We start from the raw sequence: 14,722 nt of genomic DNA, 5'->3' as shown, positions 1-14,722 counted from the left end.
GCGGCCCGCCGCCGGGGACACCTCCCGCGCCATGGCCCCGCCGCCCGCGCCGTGGCACGCTGACCGGAGCACCGCCACCGCAAGGTCGCCAGGAACAGCCGGAGGAGGATTCGTGCTCTACGCCTTTGGATTCGAGCGGATCGGCGTCGTGGCCAGTGACCTCTACTTCATCGACCCCCGTCCGACCCCGGGCCAGGAAGGCGCCGAGCACGGCGTGCGCCTGGAGGTCCGGCTGCTCCGGCGAGGCCCCCTGACGGGGACGATCTACGCCGCGCGGCCCATCGTCGTCGACCGCCCCCTCTGGCGGGCCGACCTGCTGGAGTCGGTGGCCGGCCCGGCCGGAAGCCTGGACCGCGCCCACCACCACCCGAGGTTCGACGGCTGGAACCCGGGAGCGCGGGTCTTCGACGAAAAACTCTCGGCGGCGCCCCTGGAGTGGGTGGCCGGGAGACTGGCGGACCTGGACGCCCTGCTCGCGGAGGCCGGAGTGGAGAAGGACGAAGCGGGGCCGCACGACGCGGCGGAGCTCCGGAACGCGACGCCCGACATCATGGCGGCCGTGCGCAAGCTCCTCGACGGTGTGGCCAAGGGAGAGCTGGCCCGCCCACCGGCCGGGGAGAACCTGACCAGCGCCCGCGTCAGCTGGCTGTGAACGCGCGGAGGGCGCCCGGCCGCGCGAAACGGCCGGGCGCCCTCCGAAAGGCAGGGACCAGGGGCGTCAGCGGCCCTGCTGCTCCTGCTTCTGCTTGTTCTTCTCCTTGATGCGGACGGTTTCCTTGCGGACCTCCGCCTGGGTGGCGCGCTCCTTCTGGAGCCACTCCGGGGACTCCTGCTTCAGCGCCTCGATCTGCTCCGTGGTGAGCGCCTCGGTGACCCCGCCGCGGGCCAGGCCCGAGATCGAGACACCGAGCTTCGCCGCGACCACCGGACGCGGGTGGGGACCGTTGCTGCGCAGCTCGCGCAGCCACTCCGGCGGGTCCGCCTGAAGAGCGTTGAGCTCGTCGCGCGTGACGACACCCTCCTGGAACTCGGCGGGGGTGGCTTCGAGGTACACACCCAGCTTCTTCGCCGCGGTGGCGGGCTTCATGGTCTGGGTGCTCTGGTGCGACGTCATGCCGTCAAGGATATCGAGCGTGTGCGCCCCTTCCGACCACGCCCGGTAACCTGGCCAGGTGACAGGCTCGGAAGTACCTTCTCCCCCGTTCCGGCTCGCCTACGTACCGGGCGCGACCCCCGCCAAATGGGTGCGGATCTGGAACGAGCGACTGCCGGACACCCCGCTCGAGCTCGTGGCGACGCCCGCCGGTGAGGCACCGGACGTGCTGCGCGCCGGTGACGCCGACGCGGGGCTCGTCCGGCTGCCCGTCGACCGTACGTACTTCAGCGCCATCCCCCTCTACACCGAGACCACGGTGGTGGTGATCCCGAAGGATCACCTCGCCGCGGCGTTCGAGGAGGTCACGCTGGCGGATCTGGCCGACGAGGTCGTCTTCCACCCCCTCGACGACACCCTCGACTGGCAGGAGGGGCTGCCGGGCCGGCCCGCGATCGAGCGCCCCGCGACGACGGGCGACGCCATCGAGCTGGTCGCGGCGAACGTGGGCGTCCTCCTCGTCCCGCAGTCGCTCGCCCGTCTCCACCACCGCAAGGACCTCACGTACCGGACGGTCACCGACGCCCCGCAGTCGAGCGTCGCGCTGTCGTGGCCCGAGGAGCGGACCACCGACATGGTGGAGGACTTCATCGGCATCGTCCGGGGCCGCACCGTGAACAGCTCCCGGGGCCGCCGCCCGGAGGCGGGGGAGCAGCCGAAGGACCAGCGCAAGGACAAGCGCCCGGAGCAGGGCGCCGCCCGCCGGAAGCCGGCGACCGGCAGGACGGCCACCGGCAGGACGGCGGGCCGGAGCGGCGCGGGCGCCAAGGGCACCCGCGGCGGCTCCCACACCTCCAAGCGCGGCAAGCCCGGCAAGCCCGGCCGCCGGGGGTAGCGGCGAGGCCGGGCACGGTGTTTGCTCCATGGTTCTGAAATCGATTACCAGCTGCATGCGAAGCCCCGCCCCTCCGGGATAAAATCGCAGGTCAGAGCGGTGTTAACGCTACTGGAAACCGATGCCGTTGCAGCCTTTGCGCACCCCGTGAATCATGTTGTTCACTCGCTGGCGAAGCCCCCGACGAGGCAGCCAGGAGGCACCGTGCCCGGCCACACCCACACCCATGAACACGCCCACAGCCACGACCACGGGGGGCACAGCCACGGCGTCGCCGCCGACGCCGACCGCCGGTGGCTGACCATCGCCCTGACGCTGATCACCGTGTTCATGGCCGCCGAGGTCACCGTCGGCATCCTCGCCCGCTCCCTGGCGCTGATCTCCGACGCGGCCCACATGCTCACCGACGCCGCCTCGATCGTGCTGGCGCTCATCGCGATGCGCCTGGCGGCCCGGCCCGCCCGTGGCGGATACACCTACGGCCTCAAGCGCGCCGAGATACTCTCCGCCCAGGCCAACGGCCTCACGCTCGTCCTCCTCGGCGCCTGGCTCGGCTACGAGGCCGTGCGCCGGCTGATCAGCCCGCCCGACGTCGAGGGACAGCTGGTCTTCGTCACCGCGCTCGTCGGCATCGCCGTCAACATCGTGGCCGCGTGGTGCATCTCCAAGGCCAACCGCACCTCGCTGAACGTCGAGGGCGCCTTCCAGCACATCCTCAACGACCTCTACGCCTTCATCGGCACCGCGGTCGCCGGGCTCGTCGTCATGCTCACCGGCTTCGCCCGCGCCGACGCCATCGCCACCCTCGCCGTCGTCGTCCTCATGCTCAAGGCCGGCTTCGGCCTGATCAGCGCCTCGGGCCGGATCTTCCTGGAGGCCGCCCCGGCCGGCATCGACCCCGACGCGGTCGGCGACCGGATGGCCGCCGCCGACCAGGTCGTCGAGATCCACGACCTCCACATCTGGCAGATCACCTCCGGCCAGCCCGCCCTGTCGGCCCACGTCCTGGTCACCCCCGGCGGCGACTGCCACACCGTGCGCCGCCGCCTCCAGCACCGGCTGCGCGAGGACTACGGCATCACCCACGCCACCCTCCAGGTCGACCACCTCGGCGAGGACCAGGACGAGGAGGCCCTCCTCCAGATCGCCGCCCCCACGGGCCACCGGGGCCACGCCGAGGACACCCACGGACCCGTCCACCGGTCCGGGCCCCACGACCACTGAGCCGACCGGAACGAACTCGGACGCCCTTTCCGGACACCGTGGCGCGATGACTCCCTTGACGGGGAATTCCCGCTGGTCAATCGTGTGACGGCCGCGCACGCCCGGGGGAGCGGGCGCAGGCCGCAAGGGGCCGCTCGGCCCCTTGTCCCACGACTTCCGGCGCGCGCGACCGCACGCCGTCCCGAGGAGAGTTCTTGTCCGGCGAACAGCACCTGCTGAAGGTCTACAGCGACCGTTCCTACCTCCACACCACCACCGTTCGCCACCAGGGCACCACCGTCGCCCTGGCCATGGACGACCGGCGGCGCATCGTCTACACCGTCCTGGACCTGGCCCGCCACGACGAGGCCAAGGGCGAGCTCGACGCCGCCTACTGGTCGGAGAACCCCCTCCCGCTCCGCTTCCCCTCCGAGATCACGGACGTGGGCTTCGCCGCCGTCGGCACCACCGCGCTGCCCGTCGTCAAGAACGGCGGCAGAGTGGAGGCGGCGCCCGGCGAGCGGCTGGACGCCGAGGAGACCGACCCCTTCCTGTCCACGACCGCCCGGCTCACCGCCCCCGCCCCCTTCCACGCCCTGTCCGACGGCACCCATATTGTCGTCCTGCGCCAGTCCGTCGCCGCCGACCACCCCGACGCCGTCCACAAGCTGACCGGCGGGGCCTCCTCCGGCGACCCGGACCGCACCGACTACGTCAAGGACGCCGCCGGGGCCAAGGTGCCCCTCGTCGCCGACACCCTCCTGTGCGACCGGTTCTTACTCGTCGGCGGCGAGCTCAAGCCCGTCCTGGAGGCCCGCTACCGCCGCAGCCGCCACCGGACCCGCCCCGACTCCGCCAAGGACAGCCTGGGCACGACCGACATGGAGGGCCGCCCCTTCCACGAGCCCACGCAGGAACTGTCGTTCGTCCGCCACCTCTCCGGCGGGCGCTTCGCCGCCCTGCTCGTCCCCACCGCCGTCCACGGACAGCAGCGCTGGCAGATCTTCGCGCACAACGACGCCACGGGCCGCGTCGACTCCTTCAACGTCGAGCAGGGCAAGGACGGGCTGTTCAACCTCCAGGGCACCCAGGCCTGGACCAGCCCCGACCCCGCCCACCGCGACGCCGTCTACGAACCGGGCCCCGGCACCTGCCCGTTCACCGGCCTGCCGCTCATACCCGTCGTCAGCACCGAGGGCCACGCCGAGACAGCGCTGGCCTTTGGCGAGGGCGACGCCCACGTGCGAGTCCCGCAGGGACCCGAGCTCGCCGGGCGCGACTTCACCGTCGAGTTCTGGGCACGCCGCACCGCCCACGGCCGCCAGGAGTTCCTCCTCGGCCACGGCGACGAGGCCGGCAGCCTGCGGAACTCCCTCCACATCGGCTTCCGCGAGGACAACCGGTTCACCTTCGCCTTCTACGCCGAGGACCTCAACACCGACGTACGGACCGAGGACACCGCCTGGCACCACTACGCCTGCGTCTACGAGCACACCGCGCTCCGGCAGACCGTCTACCGCGACGGCGAGCCGGCCGGCAGCCGCACGATGGACGGCGGCTACACCGGCACCGGCGCCCTGCTGCTGGGCCGCGCCCTCGCCCAGGGCGCCCGCGCCGAGCTGGACGAGGTCCGGATCTGGGAGCGCGCCCGCACCGCCGACGAGCTCAAGCGCGACAAGAGCGTCCGCCTCATCGGCAACGACCCCGGGCTCGTCGCCTACTACCGCTTCGACGAGGGCTCCGGCACCCGCCTCCACGACCAGACGGACCACGCCCGCCACGGCGAGCTCGTCGGCGGCCCGAAGTGGGTGACCTCCGAGGCCCCCATCGGCGACCACCCCGGCGTGCGCCGCGACAGCTTCGCCGTCGCCGGCCGGAAGACCGTCTCCGGGCTCTCCGCCGTCCTGTACCACCAGCAGGAGGAGACCACCACCGGCTACGGTCAGGAGCCCAAGCCCGCCAAGCGCCAGGCCCGCGTCCTGCTGTCCTACGCCACCGCCGGACCCGACCCGAGGACCGGCGCGGAGACCGACGAGGCGTATCTCGCCACGGTCGACTTCGGCGTCGGGCGCGACGGGCGCCTCGCCCAGGTGCCCGACGAGCTGACGCTGCCGGTGCTCGCCGCCCCCGAGGGCAGCTCCGACGTCGAGACGATCAGCGAGCTGGACGCCCGGATCCGTCAGCTGGTCCAGGACGTCACGGCCAAGGAGACCGAGGTCGCCGAGCTCGCCCGGCAGACCGCCGACGTGCCGGAGCTGGAGCGCCAGCGCGAGGGGTACTACGCCAGGTGGCAGGACATCGCCGGCTGGACGTGCCGGATCCGCTTCAAGAACGCGCGGGACGGCGAGCCGCAGTACCTGGCTGTGAAGGACGACGGTGCCGGCGGCGAACCCCCGCTGGTCCGGACCTCGGACAAGGACGCGAAGTCGGCGCTGTGGGACGTCATGTATCCCCCCGGGGCCTCGTGGAGCGGCCGTATCCCCTACCTCCTGCGCAATCGGCACACCGGCAAGGACATGAACGTCGCCGGTGACAGCAAGGACAACGACGCGCCCCTGATCGTGTGGCCGCGGAAGGTCACCGCCTGGAACACCCACTTCCATATCGACGAGCGGAGCGACGGCTACAGCACGCTCGTCAACCGCTACAGCGACAAGGCGGTCTGCGCCCCCGACCGGCTCGGCGACCGCGTCGTCCAGTACGACACCGCCGCGGTCACCGAGTCCGGCGAAGGGCTGATCGTCTTCGAACGGGTCGCCCTCCACGAATTCGGGCATTCCGACTTCCGCGACGCGGCCAAGCGCGTCGAGGCCCTCGACGCCCAGCTCGCCGAGCTCCGCCCGCAGCGCGAACTGCTGGAACGGCGCCGCCGCGAGATCGAGGCCGACCAGGCCGAGCTCACGGCCAAGCGCGACGAGCTCGCCCGCCTCACCGGCGGCCTCAAGGGCGCCGACGACATCGCGCTGCCCGTCCCCCAGCTCTCCCTCGACCGCACCGGCCTGAGCGCCTCCGGCGCGCTGCTGGCCTTCGCCCGCTCCGCCGACCGGCCGTACCTGCTGGACAGCGCCACCGGCAACGTCGTGCTGTACTTCCGCGGCACCAACGGGCAGTTCTTCGCCACCTACTACGACACCACGGTCCTGCGCTCCTCCCGTCGGCTGACGGCCGGCGACGGCCAGGGAGTCACCTTCACCGCCCGCGACTCCGGCACCGGCCTGGGCTCGGTGACCATCCGCGTCACCGCCGGTGACGGACCCGGCCTGTGCGACATGACCATCGAGCGGGGCGAGGAACGCGAGACCTGGCGGGGGCTGCCGCGCCACGCCGCCGACTTCGCCGCGATCGTCAACGGGACGCCGGAGGAGCCCGTCACGATCGGCGCGGTCAAGTCGTTCGACGCGACCACCAGAATCCTGTCCGGCGGCAAGTCCGGCGACGTCGTCGGCGGTGTCCTCCGGCTCGCCGAACCCCTCTCCGCCGCCCTGCCCGCCGGTACGCCGGTCACCCTCGGCGGTCACCTCTACCTCACGGAGACCGCTTGCGCGCCCGGAGCCACGTCGCTCCGGCTGGACGCCGGCGAGGGCGGCCCCGAGCCGCAGCCGGGCGAGCCCGTCCAGCGGCTGCGCTACGACCACCGCCGCGCCTCCGCCGACCGCCCCGGCGTCCCGCTCTCCGCGGGCTCCCGGCTGGTGCTCGCCGACCCGGGCACGGCCCGGGAGGTCCCGCTCGGCGAGGTCTCGGACCTCGTCGCCGGGCACGGCTGCCGCTGGCGCGCCGACAAGCCCGGCCGGGCGTACTCCTTCGACGGGCAGCGGAACGCCCTCACCCTGCCGCAGGAGCGACTGGACCGCGTGGCCGTGGTCCGCGATCTGACCCTGGAGGCGTGGGTCAACCCCGAGACGGTGTCCGGTACGGCCAGGATCGTCCACGCCGGCACCGGTGACGTCCCGTACACCCTCGGCCTGCTCGCCCCGGCGGCGACCGTGGTGCCCGCCCTGGCCTTCGACGGCAAGAGCGGCGTGGCCATGACCGAGAAGGGCTTCAGCCTCGCGGGCCGGTCCTTCACGGTGGAGTTCTGGGCCCGGCGCACCAAGGAGTGGGACGGCAAGGCCCAGTACGTCGTCGGCCACGGCACCTCGCACGGCAGCACCAGGGGCGCCCTGCACATCGGCTGGCGCGAGACCAGCACCTTCACCTTCGCCTTCTACGGCGACGACCTCACCACCACCCACGGCCAGGACTACGCGGGCTGGCACCACTGGGCCTGCGTCTTCGACGCGACCACCCGGGAGCAGGTGATCTACCGGGACGGCGTCGCCGAGGACCGGCGCATCGCCACGGGCACCTACCAGGGCGACGGCCTCTTCAGCTTCGGCAGCCACTTCGGCGGCTGGGTGCCCGACTACGCGGCCGTGGAGATGGACGAGGTCCGGCTCTGGGGCACCGCCCGCACCGCCGCGGAGATCCGGGACCGCAAGAACGTACGGCTGACGGGCAAGGAGCCCGGCCTGATGGGCTACTGGCCCTCCGGCGACCCGTTCGACCAGGTCGGCGGCAAGCCCGGCGTCCTGGACCGCTCCGGCAACGACCGGCACGTTCAGCTGCGCGGCGGCGTCACCACCGCGACCACGACCGCCGAGCTCGAGCAGACCGCGGAGACGACGTACCGCGTCGTCGCCGGGGCCGGTGACCGGCTGGTGGCCACCCGCGACACCTTCGCCCCCCACGAGTGGACCCACCTCGCCGCCGCCTACGAGCAGTCCTGGGCCGTCGAGCTCTCCGACGGCGCGTACCTGGAGGCGCCCGACAACGACGCGCTCGACATCGCCGACGACCTCACCGTCGAGGTCTTCTGCCGCGTCGCCGCCCTCGGTACGACACAGGGCCTGCTCTCCAAGGGCCGTACGGCGGACGGCTCCGGCGGCAGCGTCCCGTACCGGCTGCTCGTCCTGCCCGACGGAAAGCTGGAGTTCGGCTTCGAGGACCCGGACGGCAAGCTCGTGCGCTTCACCTCCACCGAGGCCGTCGCCGCCGGAACGTTCCACCGCCTCGCCGTCGTCCGCAAGAGCGGCCGGTCGACGCAGGAGCGCAAGGGCAGCAAGGAGATCACCGGGGCGGGCGCCGACGGCAAGCCCGTCAAGCAGACCGTCGAGCTCGTGGAGTCCGTCGACGTCCAGGAGTGGCAGGACATCCGCTTCTTCATCGACGGCCGTGAGGCGGGCTCCGCCCGCTACGAGGGGCCCGGCGCCAAGGGCAACACCGGCACGCTCGACATCGGCCGGGCCCGCACGGGCCTGGACGTCCACTCCTTCACCGGTGTCGTCGCCGAGGTCCGGCTGTGGGGCCTCGCCCGTGACGCCGCGCGGCTCGGCACCCCCGTCTCCGCCCGCGACCGCGGCCTGACCGCCCAGTGGCGCTTCGAGGAGAACGCCGGCAACACCGCCGCCGACACCACCGGCTCGCACCCCGCCCGGCTGCGCGGCGCCCGCTGGACCCGCAACCCCGACCCGCGCGGCAGCGCCTTCCGGATCTACCGCAACGGCGTCTCCGTGGCCTGCGACCCCCTCGACGCCAAGGACTTCACCGACTACGGCGACACCCAGCTCTCCCTCGGCGCCCGGGTCAAGGACGGCGAGGTCACCCAGCCTTTCCACGGCATCCTGGAGGAGGTGCGCGTCTGGCGCACCGCCCGCACCCAGGAGCAGGTCCTCGACAACCTCTTCACCCGCCTCAAGGGCGAGAAGGAGGACCTGATCGCCTACTGGTCCTTCGACCGCGCCTCCACCGACGAGAGCGCGAACCTGGTCCGCGACGAGGGCCTGCGCGGCAACGACCTCACCCTGGCCGCCGCCCCCCGCCGCCCCGCCGCCGTCCTGTCCACCGCCCCCGTCTCCAGCGACACCGCGCAGGTCCGCTCGGCCCTGGCCGCGATGCGCACCCCCTTCCACGAGACGGTCTCCGGCGCGCCCGCCGTCGCCGAGTACGCGGACATGCAGTACACCGCCAAGGGCGAGGCGTTCGGCGTGCTCAAGCGCGCGTACGGCTACCTGCGCGACGGCCGCTGGCACCTGGTCACCGGCTACAAGGTCGGCGACCTGGTCAGCGAGTGGGTCAGCCAGGTGCAGTTCGACCCCCAGCTCGTCGGCTATGTCGAGGGCGCGCCGCCCGTGCCGTCGGAGAACCTCACGCCCAACACGATCGACCCCGAGCGGGCGACCTACGACGGCGTCGCCTCGGTGGAGTTCACCCAGGCCGAGCAGGTCGTCCACTCGCTGTCGTCGGCCAAGGAGCGCAGCGTCGACGCCGCGTTCAACTTCGCCCTCTCCAACGAGGTCGACGTCGACATGTGGATGATCGCCGCACCGCTGGGCTTCGGCGTCGCCAAGTCCATGGCCAAGGCCAAGGTGTCGGTGGGCGTGCGCGGCAGCCTGGAGTTCTCCAACAGCTGGGCCGACGAGACCGCCGTCTCGCAGGGCGAGAACACCTCCCGCGCCATGAAGGTCGACCTGTCCGGCAGCTGGGAGGACCCGACCAAGCCCCTCAACGCCACGCTCGGCCGCCGGTACGTCCCCGTCAACACCGGCTTCGCGCTCGTCCAGTCCCAGACCGCCGACGTCTTCGCGCTGCGCCTGGCGCACAGCGGCGCCCTCGTCGCCTACCGCATCCAGCCCAACCCGGACATCCCCAAGGACTGGAACGTCGTCCCCTTCCCCATCAACCCTCGCTACACCAAGCAGGGCACGCTGGACGGCACGGTCGGCTACGACGAGCGCGGCAAGGTCATCGACCCCGACTACGCGGGCGCCCGGGACCACGGCGAGTACAGCTACTACAAGCCGCGCGAGGCCTACGCCGTCAAGCGCCGCATCCAGCGGGAGCAGCAGCGGCTGCGCGGCTACTACGAGTCCGTGTCGACCGAGACCCACGCCCCCGACCCCACCGCCGAGCGGGCGGGCCGGGTGCTGGGCGGCGCGATCGGCGGCGACACCACGCCGGGCAAGGGCCGGGACACCGCCGGGAACACCACCGGCGACGGCTTCTCCCGGCGCGATCTCGTCAACACCTACGTCTGGACGGCCGACGGCGGCTTCTTCGCCGAGACCACCGAGACCACGGACGCCGTCAGCGAGACGACCTCCGGCTCGTACTCGCTGTCCGGCTCGGTGGGCGCGTCCGTCGGCACGTCCTTCGACATCATGGGCGTCGGGATCAACGCCCAGCTCGACGCGGCCGTCGGCGGCGGCATGTCCGTCACCCGGGCCCGCGGCAAGGAGGCCACCCGCTCCTTCGGGCTGAACGTCACCTGCTCGCCGTCCGGCAACGTCCAGCAGTACGACGCCAACCGCAAGCCCGTCTTCGACGCCGACGGCAAGCCCGTCAACGCGCCCGGCAAGGTGGACGCCTACCGGTTCCTCAGCTTCTACCTCGGCGAGGACACCGAGCACTTCGACACCTTCTTCCACAAGGTCGTCGACCCCACCTGGCTGGAGAACGGCACCGACCCCAACGCGGCCGCGCTGCGCCAGGCGCGCCAGTCGGACCGCAAGCCGCCGTGCTGGCGGGTGATGCACCGCGTCACGTTCGTCAGCCGGCTGCTGCCGCCGGTGGCCGGGGCGGAGGCACCGCCGCTGGAGCGGGCCATGCGGCAGCTGGACGTGGAGAGCAACTACGAGCTCGTCCGCCGCCTCGACCCGTACGTCAAGGGCGCGGCCACCGGCCTGCCCGAGCTCACGGAGGCCGTGCGCACCGCTCTCGCCGCGCACCTGCCCGAGCTGAGCCCGCACGCGGCGGACGTGACCGGCTTCCTCGCCCAGTACTACGGAGTGGAGGCCTGACCCACTGACCCGGTCCCGGACCCGGCCCACGCGGCCAGGGCCCGGGACCGTTCCGCTCCGAGGGCGCGGGGGCCGCCCGCTCGTCCGGCCCAGGCGATGTGCCCGTCGGGCCGGACGAGAACCTCCCGCACCCCCTCCAGATCCCGGTGCCCGTCGTGCGACCGGGCGGTCACCACACGGACGCGGTCACCGATCGCGGGAGGCCCCGGCCCGCCGTCGCGGCCCAGGCGCAGCAGCACGAAACGGCCGTCGCGCAGCAGCTCGTACACGCGGACGGCGCGCCCGGCCGCCGAGGTCGTGAGGCCGATGTCGGGCATGCGGAGTCCGCTCAGCGGATCGGCGTCCGGGGCGGCGGGCGGGTAGCGGGTGTCGAGGGCGGAGATCCGGCCCGCCAGGTGACGGTTGACCTCCGTCATGCCCAGGAGCGTGTCGAGCAGCTCGCACAGGAGCGCCGCCGGACGCCCGTACTCCTCGGTCAGCGGCAGCTCCACCAGCAGCGTCTGGGCCCGCGTGCCGTCGGTGACCGCCCGCCCCACGGGGTGACGCTCCCGGTGGTAGGTGTCCAGCAGGCCCGGCGGCGCCCAACCGCGGACGGTCGCGGCGAGCTTCCAGCCGAGGTTCATCGCGTCCTGCAGCCCGGTGTTCAGCCCCTGGGCCCCGACGGGGAAGTGGACGTGCGCGGCATCGCCCGCCAGCAGGATCCGCCCCCGGCGGTAGGACTCGGCGAGCCGGGTGGCGTTGCCGAACCGCGACAGCCACCGGGGCTCGCCGATGCCGCAGTCCGTCCCGCACACGCGCGACAGCGAAGCGCGGAACTCCGCCAAGGTCACCGGCTCGGTGGAGGGCACCCTGATCCGGAGCGGGTCCATGACGACGAACCGCGTCAGCCCCTCCTCCAGCCGTGCGACGAGCACCCCGTGCCGCCGCGCCCGCTCGATGTGCGCGTGATCCGCCACCGCGAAGTCGCCCACCACGGCCGTCATCGACTCCCGCGTGCCGGGGAAACCGATGCCCGCCGCCTCCCGGACGAAGCTCCGCCCGCCGTCGCACCCCACCACGTACCCCGCGCGCACGGTGACCGTGCCACCGGGGCCGCGCAGCTCCGCGTCGACGCCGGAGGAGGACCGGCCCAGGGCGACGACCCGGTGCGCGCGGCGGATGCGCACGCCCAGCTCACGGGCCCGTTCCTCCAGAAGAGCCTCCGTACGGGCCTGGGCCAGCAGCAGCGCGTAGGGGTGGCGGGTGTCCAGGGCGGTGAAATCGAGCCGGTGGGGGAGCGTCGCGGTGAACTGCCAGCCGGGCACGGTCCGGCCGCGCGCGAGGAACCGGCCGGCCAGCCCCCGCATGTCCATCAGCTCGATGCCGCGCGGGTGCAGATTGAGCGCCCTCGACTCCCGGTGGGGCGCGTCGCGCCGCTCGGCGACCAGGGTGCGCACCCCGGCCAGCGCCAGCTCGCAGGCGAGCAGCAGCCCGGTCGGCCCCGCGCCGACGACGAGCACGTCGGTGTCCGTGTGTGTGCCCAGGGACGTCACCCCTCCACCATTCGGCGCGTGCGGACGGGCCGTCAAGGATGTCCGGGCGGCGCGCTTGGCAGGTGCCCGGCCCTGTACTCCAATGTGGGGGGAATCGCGCGGGTGCCGTGAGAGGAGTCCGTTCGTGATCCATATGACCGAGACCCTGGCCGTGCAGACGGTCGAGGACTTCCTCACCCCCGAGGAGACCGCCGAGCTCACCAGGATCCTGGACGACCATCTCTCCGCCACCGGCTGGGTCCCGGCACGCCCCAGCGAGGGGACGACCCCGCCGGCGGCGGCCCAGGCGCTCCTGGACCGGGCCATGCGGCGCGCCCTGCCCGCGCTCCGCCGGGTCTTCCCGTCCGCCGCGAGCACCGACCCATGGCTCTACCACGACCTCAAACCCGGCGACAGGATCCGCCCGCACGTCCACGGCGTCGGCGACCCGGAAGCGCGCCCCCAGCGGATCGCCCGGGTCGCCTTCAACCTCCAGGACGCCGACAGCGGCGGCGAGTTCCACCTCGACACCTGCTCCGCCGACGCCCTGTGGAGCGATGCCACCACCTCCGGCGCCGGGGGCTACGCGCCCGGTACCCGCTTCGTCCACGAGATCACCGCCCGTACCGGCCCGGTGAAGCTCGATTCGGTCCCTCACACCCGTTGGACGTGCGCCCCGCCGCCGGGAACCACCGTCGTCTACGGGACGCAGCTGGTCCACGGCGTCCTGCCGGTCGTGGAGGGCAGGGTGCGCAAACTCATCACGAACCTGCTCGCCTGACCGCCTGCAGAGCCCGTACGCCCCGGATGAGCTGGGTGACCGCCTCGTCCGGGGAGTTCAGCGGCACGCCGGGCGGCAGGGCCCGCAACCAGTCACCCACCGGCTCCGTGGGGAGGCCCGCCGGGACGCCGAGCACGGCCCGCTGGACCCCGCCGTGGGCGGGGCCCGGGTTGCCGGGGTTCCCCGGGTACGGCGTCAGCTCGGTGCCGGGCGGGGCGGGCGGCAGGACGGCGCCGGGGCGCACGGGCAGTTCGAGCGCGACCCGGTGGGCCTCCGGGTGTCGCGGAAGTCCACCGCCGAGCACGGTGCCGGCGTACGCCGCGTGCGGGTCCAGGCCGGTGGCGGCCCGGCTCATGTTGGACACGCCGCCCAGCCTGCCGTTGAGCTCGATCACCCGGAGCCCGCCCTCGTCGTCGACGGCGAGGTCCATCTGCCACGGTCCGCACGGCTCGTACGTCGCCACGATGTCACCGAGCACCGCGGACAGTTCCGTACGCGCCCGGGCGGGCAGCGCCGCCGGAGCGACCCGCACCCGTCTGCCCGGGGCGCAGTCGCCGTCGAGTCGCCCGAGGGAGGCCACCGGCCAGGCGACCGTGCGCCCGGGCAGGGACAGCAGCTCGACCGCGAACTCCTCGCCGGTCACCGCCCGCTGGACCAGCACCGGGTACGTCATCCCGCCGCAGACCGGGCCCAGCCGCGTCTCGTCCCGCACATGGTGCCGCCCCGCGTGGAACTCGCTGCGGGCCTCCTTCACCAGGAGGGGGAACCCCAACTCCCGCGCGGCCGCGCGGACCGCCTCCGGCCGGGCGCAGACCACCCCGCGAGGGACGGGCCAGCCCCGCCGCTCCGCCGTCCGGTGCAAGGTCACCTTGTCGCTCGCCAGCGTCGCGAACTCCTCCGCGTGCCCATGGAGGCGGCGGCCCGTACCGCGCAGCAGGGAGCGGACGCGGGCGTAGACGGGCAGGAACTGCTCCTGCCCGGGACAGCCCGGGTTGGGCACGGCGACGTCCGCGTCGTGGCGGTCGAGCAGCCGCAGCAGCACCGGCTCGCTCAAGGTGGCGGGCAGTCCGCCGCACACCACGTCGGGCCCCAGGAAGCCGTCGAGTTCCGCGAATCCCAGGACGACCACCTCGGCACCGGCCCGCCGCAGCCCGGGCACCAGCCGGTCCGCGCGGAACTCGCCCAGCACGACCACGCGCGTCGCCCGCATCCCGCCCACGCGGGCGAGCGTACGAGAACGGCGGTGCCCGTGTCCCGGGCACCGCCGCACTGGTTTTTGCTTACTGGCGGGCGGCCAGCGCCGCCTGCTTGACGGCCGAGGCCACCGCCTCGGTCGCCTTCGCGTTGAAGACGCTGGGGATGATGTAGTTCGCGTTGAGTTCGTCCTCGGCGACGACGTCGGCG

8 protein-coding genes are annotated in these 14,722 nt (G+C 73.2%); 5 read left to right on the top strand and 3 right to left on the bottom strand.

From position 1 onward, the window contains the following. The first annotated feature begins 112 nt into the window (after positions 1-112). Positions 113-652, top strand: a complete 540-nt coding sequence (locus IE096_RS06975; protein ID WP_189449740.1) for a hypothetical protein — start codon at positions 113-115, stop codon at positions 650-652. 66 nt (positions 653-718) lie between these two features. On the opposite strand, the gene IE096_RS06970 is transcribed toward IE096_RS06975, so the two are convergent. Beyond that, positions 719-1,114 (bottom strand): DUF5997 family protein, encoded by a 396-nt coding sequence (locus IE096_RS06970; RefSeq protein WP_189449738.1) that lies wholly within the window; start codon positions 1,112-1,114, stop codon positions 719-721. Positions 1,115-1,172: 58 nt separating this feature from the next. Between IE096_RS06970 and IE096_RS06965 the strand changes: the two genes are divergently transcribed. The 3 genes from IE096_RS06965 to IE096_RS06955 all read left to right on the top strand — a co-directional run bounded on the left by IE096_RS06965 (position 1,173) and on the right by IE096_RS06955 (position 11,026). Beyond that, positions 1,173-1,988, top strand: a complete 816-nt coding sequence (locus IE096_RS06965; RefSeq protein WP_189449736.1) for a LysR family transcriptional regulator substrate-binding protein — start codon at positions 1,173-1,175, stop codon at positions 1,986-1,988. Positions 1,989-2,192: 204 nt separating this feature from the next. Next, entirely contained in the window at positions 2,193-3,212 is a 1,020-nt protein-coding gene (locus IE096_RS06960; protein ID WP_229820008.1) for a cation diffusion facilitator family transporter, read from the top strand. Positions 3,213-3,406: 194 nt separating this feature from the next. Next, positions 3,407-11,026: a LamG-like jellyroll fold domain-containing protein gene (locus tag IE096_RS06955; RefSeq protein WP_229820007.1), complete on the top strand. Its 7,620-nt coding sequence runs from the start codon at positions 3,407-3,409 to the stop codon at positions 11,024-11,026. On the opposite strand, the gene IE096_RS06950 is transcribed toward IE096_RS06955, so the two are convergent. Beyond that, positions 11,008-12,558: an FAD-dependent monooxygenase gene (locus IE096_RS06950; RefSeq protein WP_229820006.1), complete on the bottom strand. Its 1,551-nt coding sequence runs from the start codon at positions 12,556-12,558 to the stop codon at positions 11,008-11,010. The genes IE096_RS06955 and IE096_RS06950 overlap by 19 nt on opposite strands. Before the next feature lie 124 nt (positions 12,559-12,682). Here IE096_RS06950 and IE096_RS06945 point away from each other — a divergent pair, with 124 nt between their 5' ends. Continuing rightward, positions 12,683-13,318, top strand: coding sequence for a hypothetical protein (locus tag IE096_RS06945; protein ID WP_229820005.1), 636 nt, complete (start codon positions 12,683-12,685; stop codon positions 13,316-13,318). Here IE096_RS06945 and IE096_RS06940 read toward each other — a convergent pair. Next, complete coding sequence (locus tag IE096_RS06940) at positions 13,299-14,537, bottom strand: ATP-grasp domain-containing protein (RefSeq protein ID WP_189449730.1); 1,239 nt, start codon at positions 14,535-14,537, stop codon at positions 13,299-13,301. The genes IE096_RS06945 and IE096_RS06940 overlap by 20 nt on opposite strands. Positions 14,538-14,722: the final 185 nt, after the last annotated feature.

Origin of the sequence: Streptomyces abikoensis (assembly GCF_014648775.1) — a bacterium.
In the GTDB taxonomy this organism is placed as follows: Bacteria; Actinomycetota; Actinomycetes; order Streptomycetales; family Streptomycetaceae; genus Streptomyces; species Streptomyces abikoensis.
This window is presented reverse-complemented; position numbering and strand designations above follow the sequence as displayed.

What these genes read in the sequence shown, in the direction of transcription:
- IE096_RS06970 (WP_189449738.1), bottom strand. Translation starts at nt 1,114, where the DNA reads ATGACGTCGCACCAGAGCACCCAGACCATGAAGCCCGCCACCGCGGCG.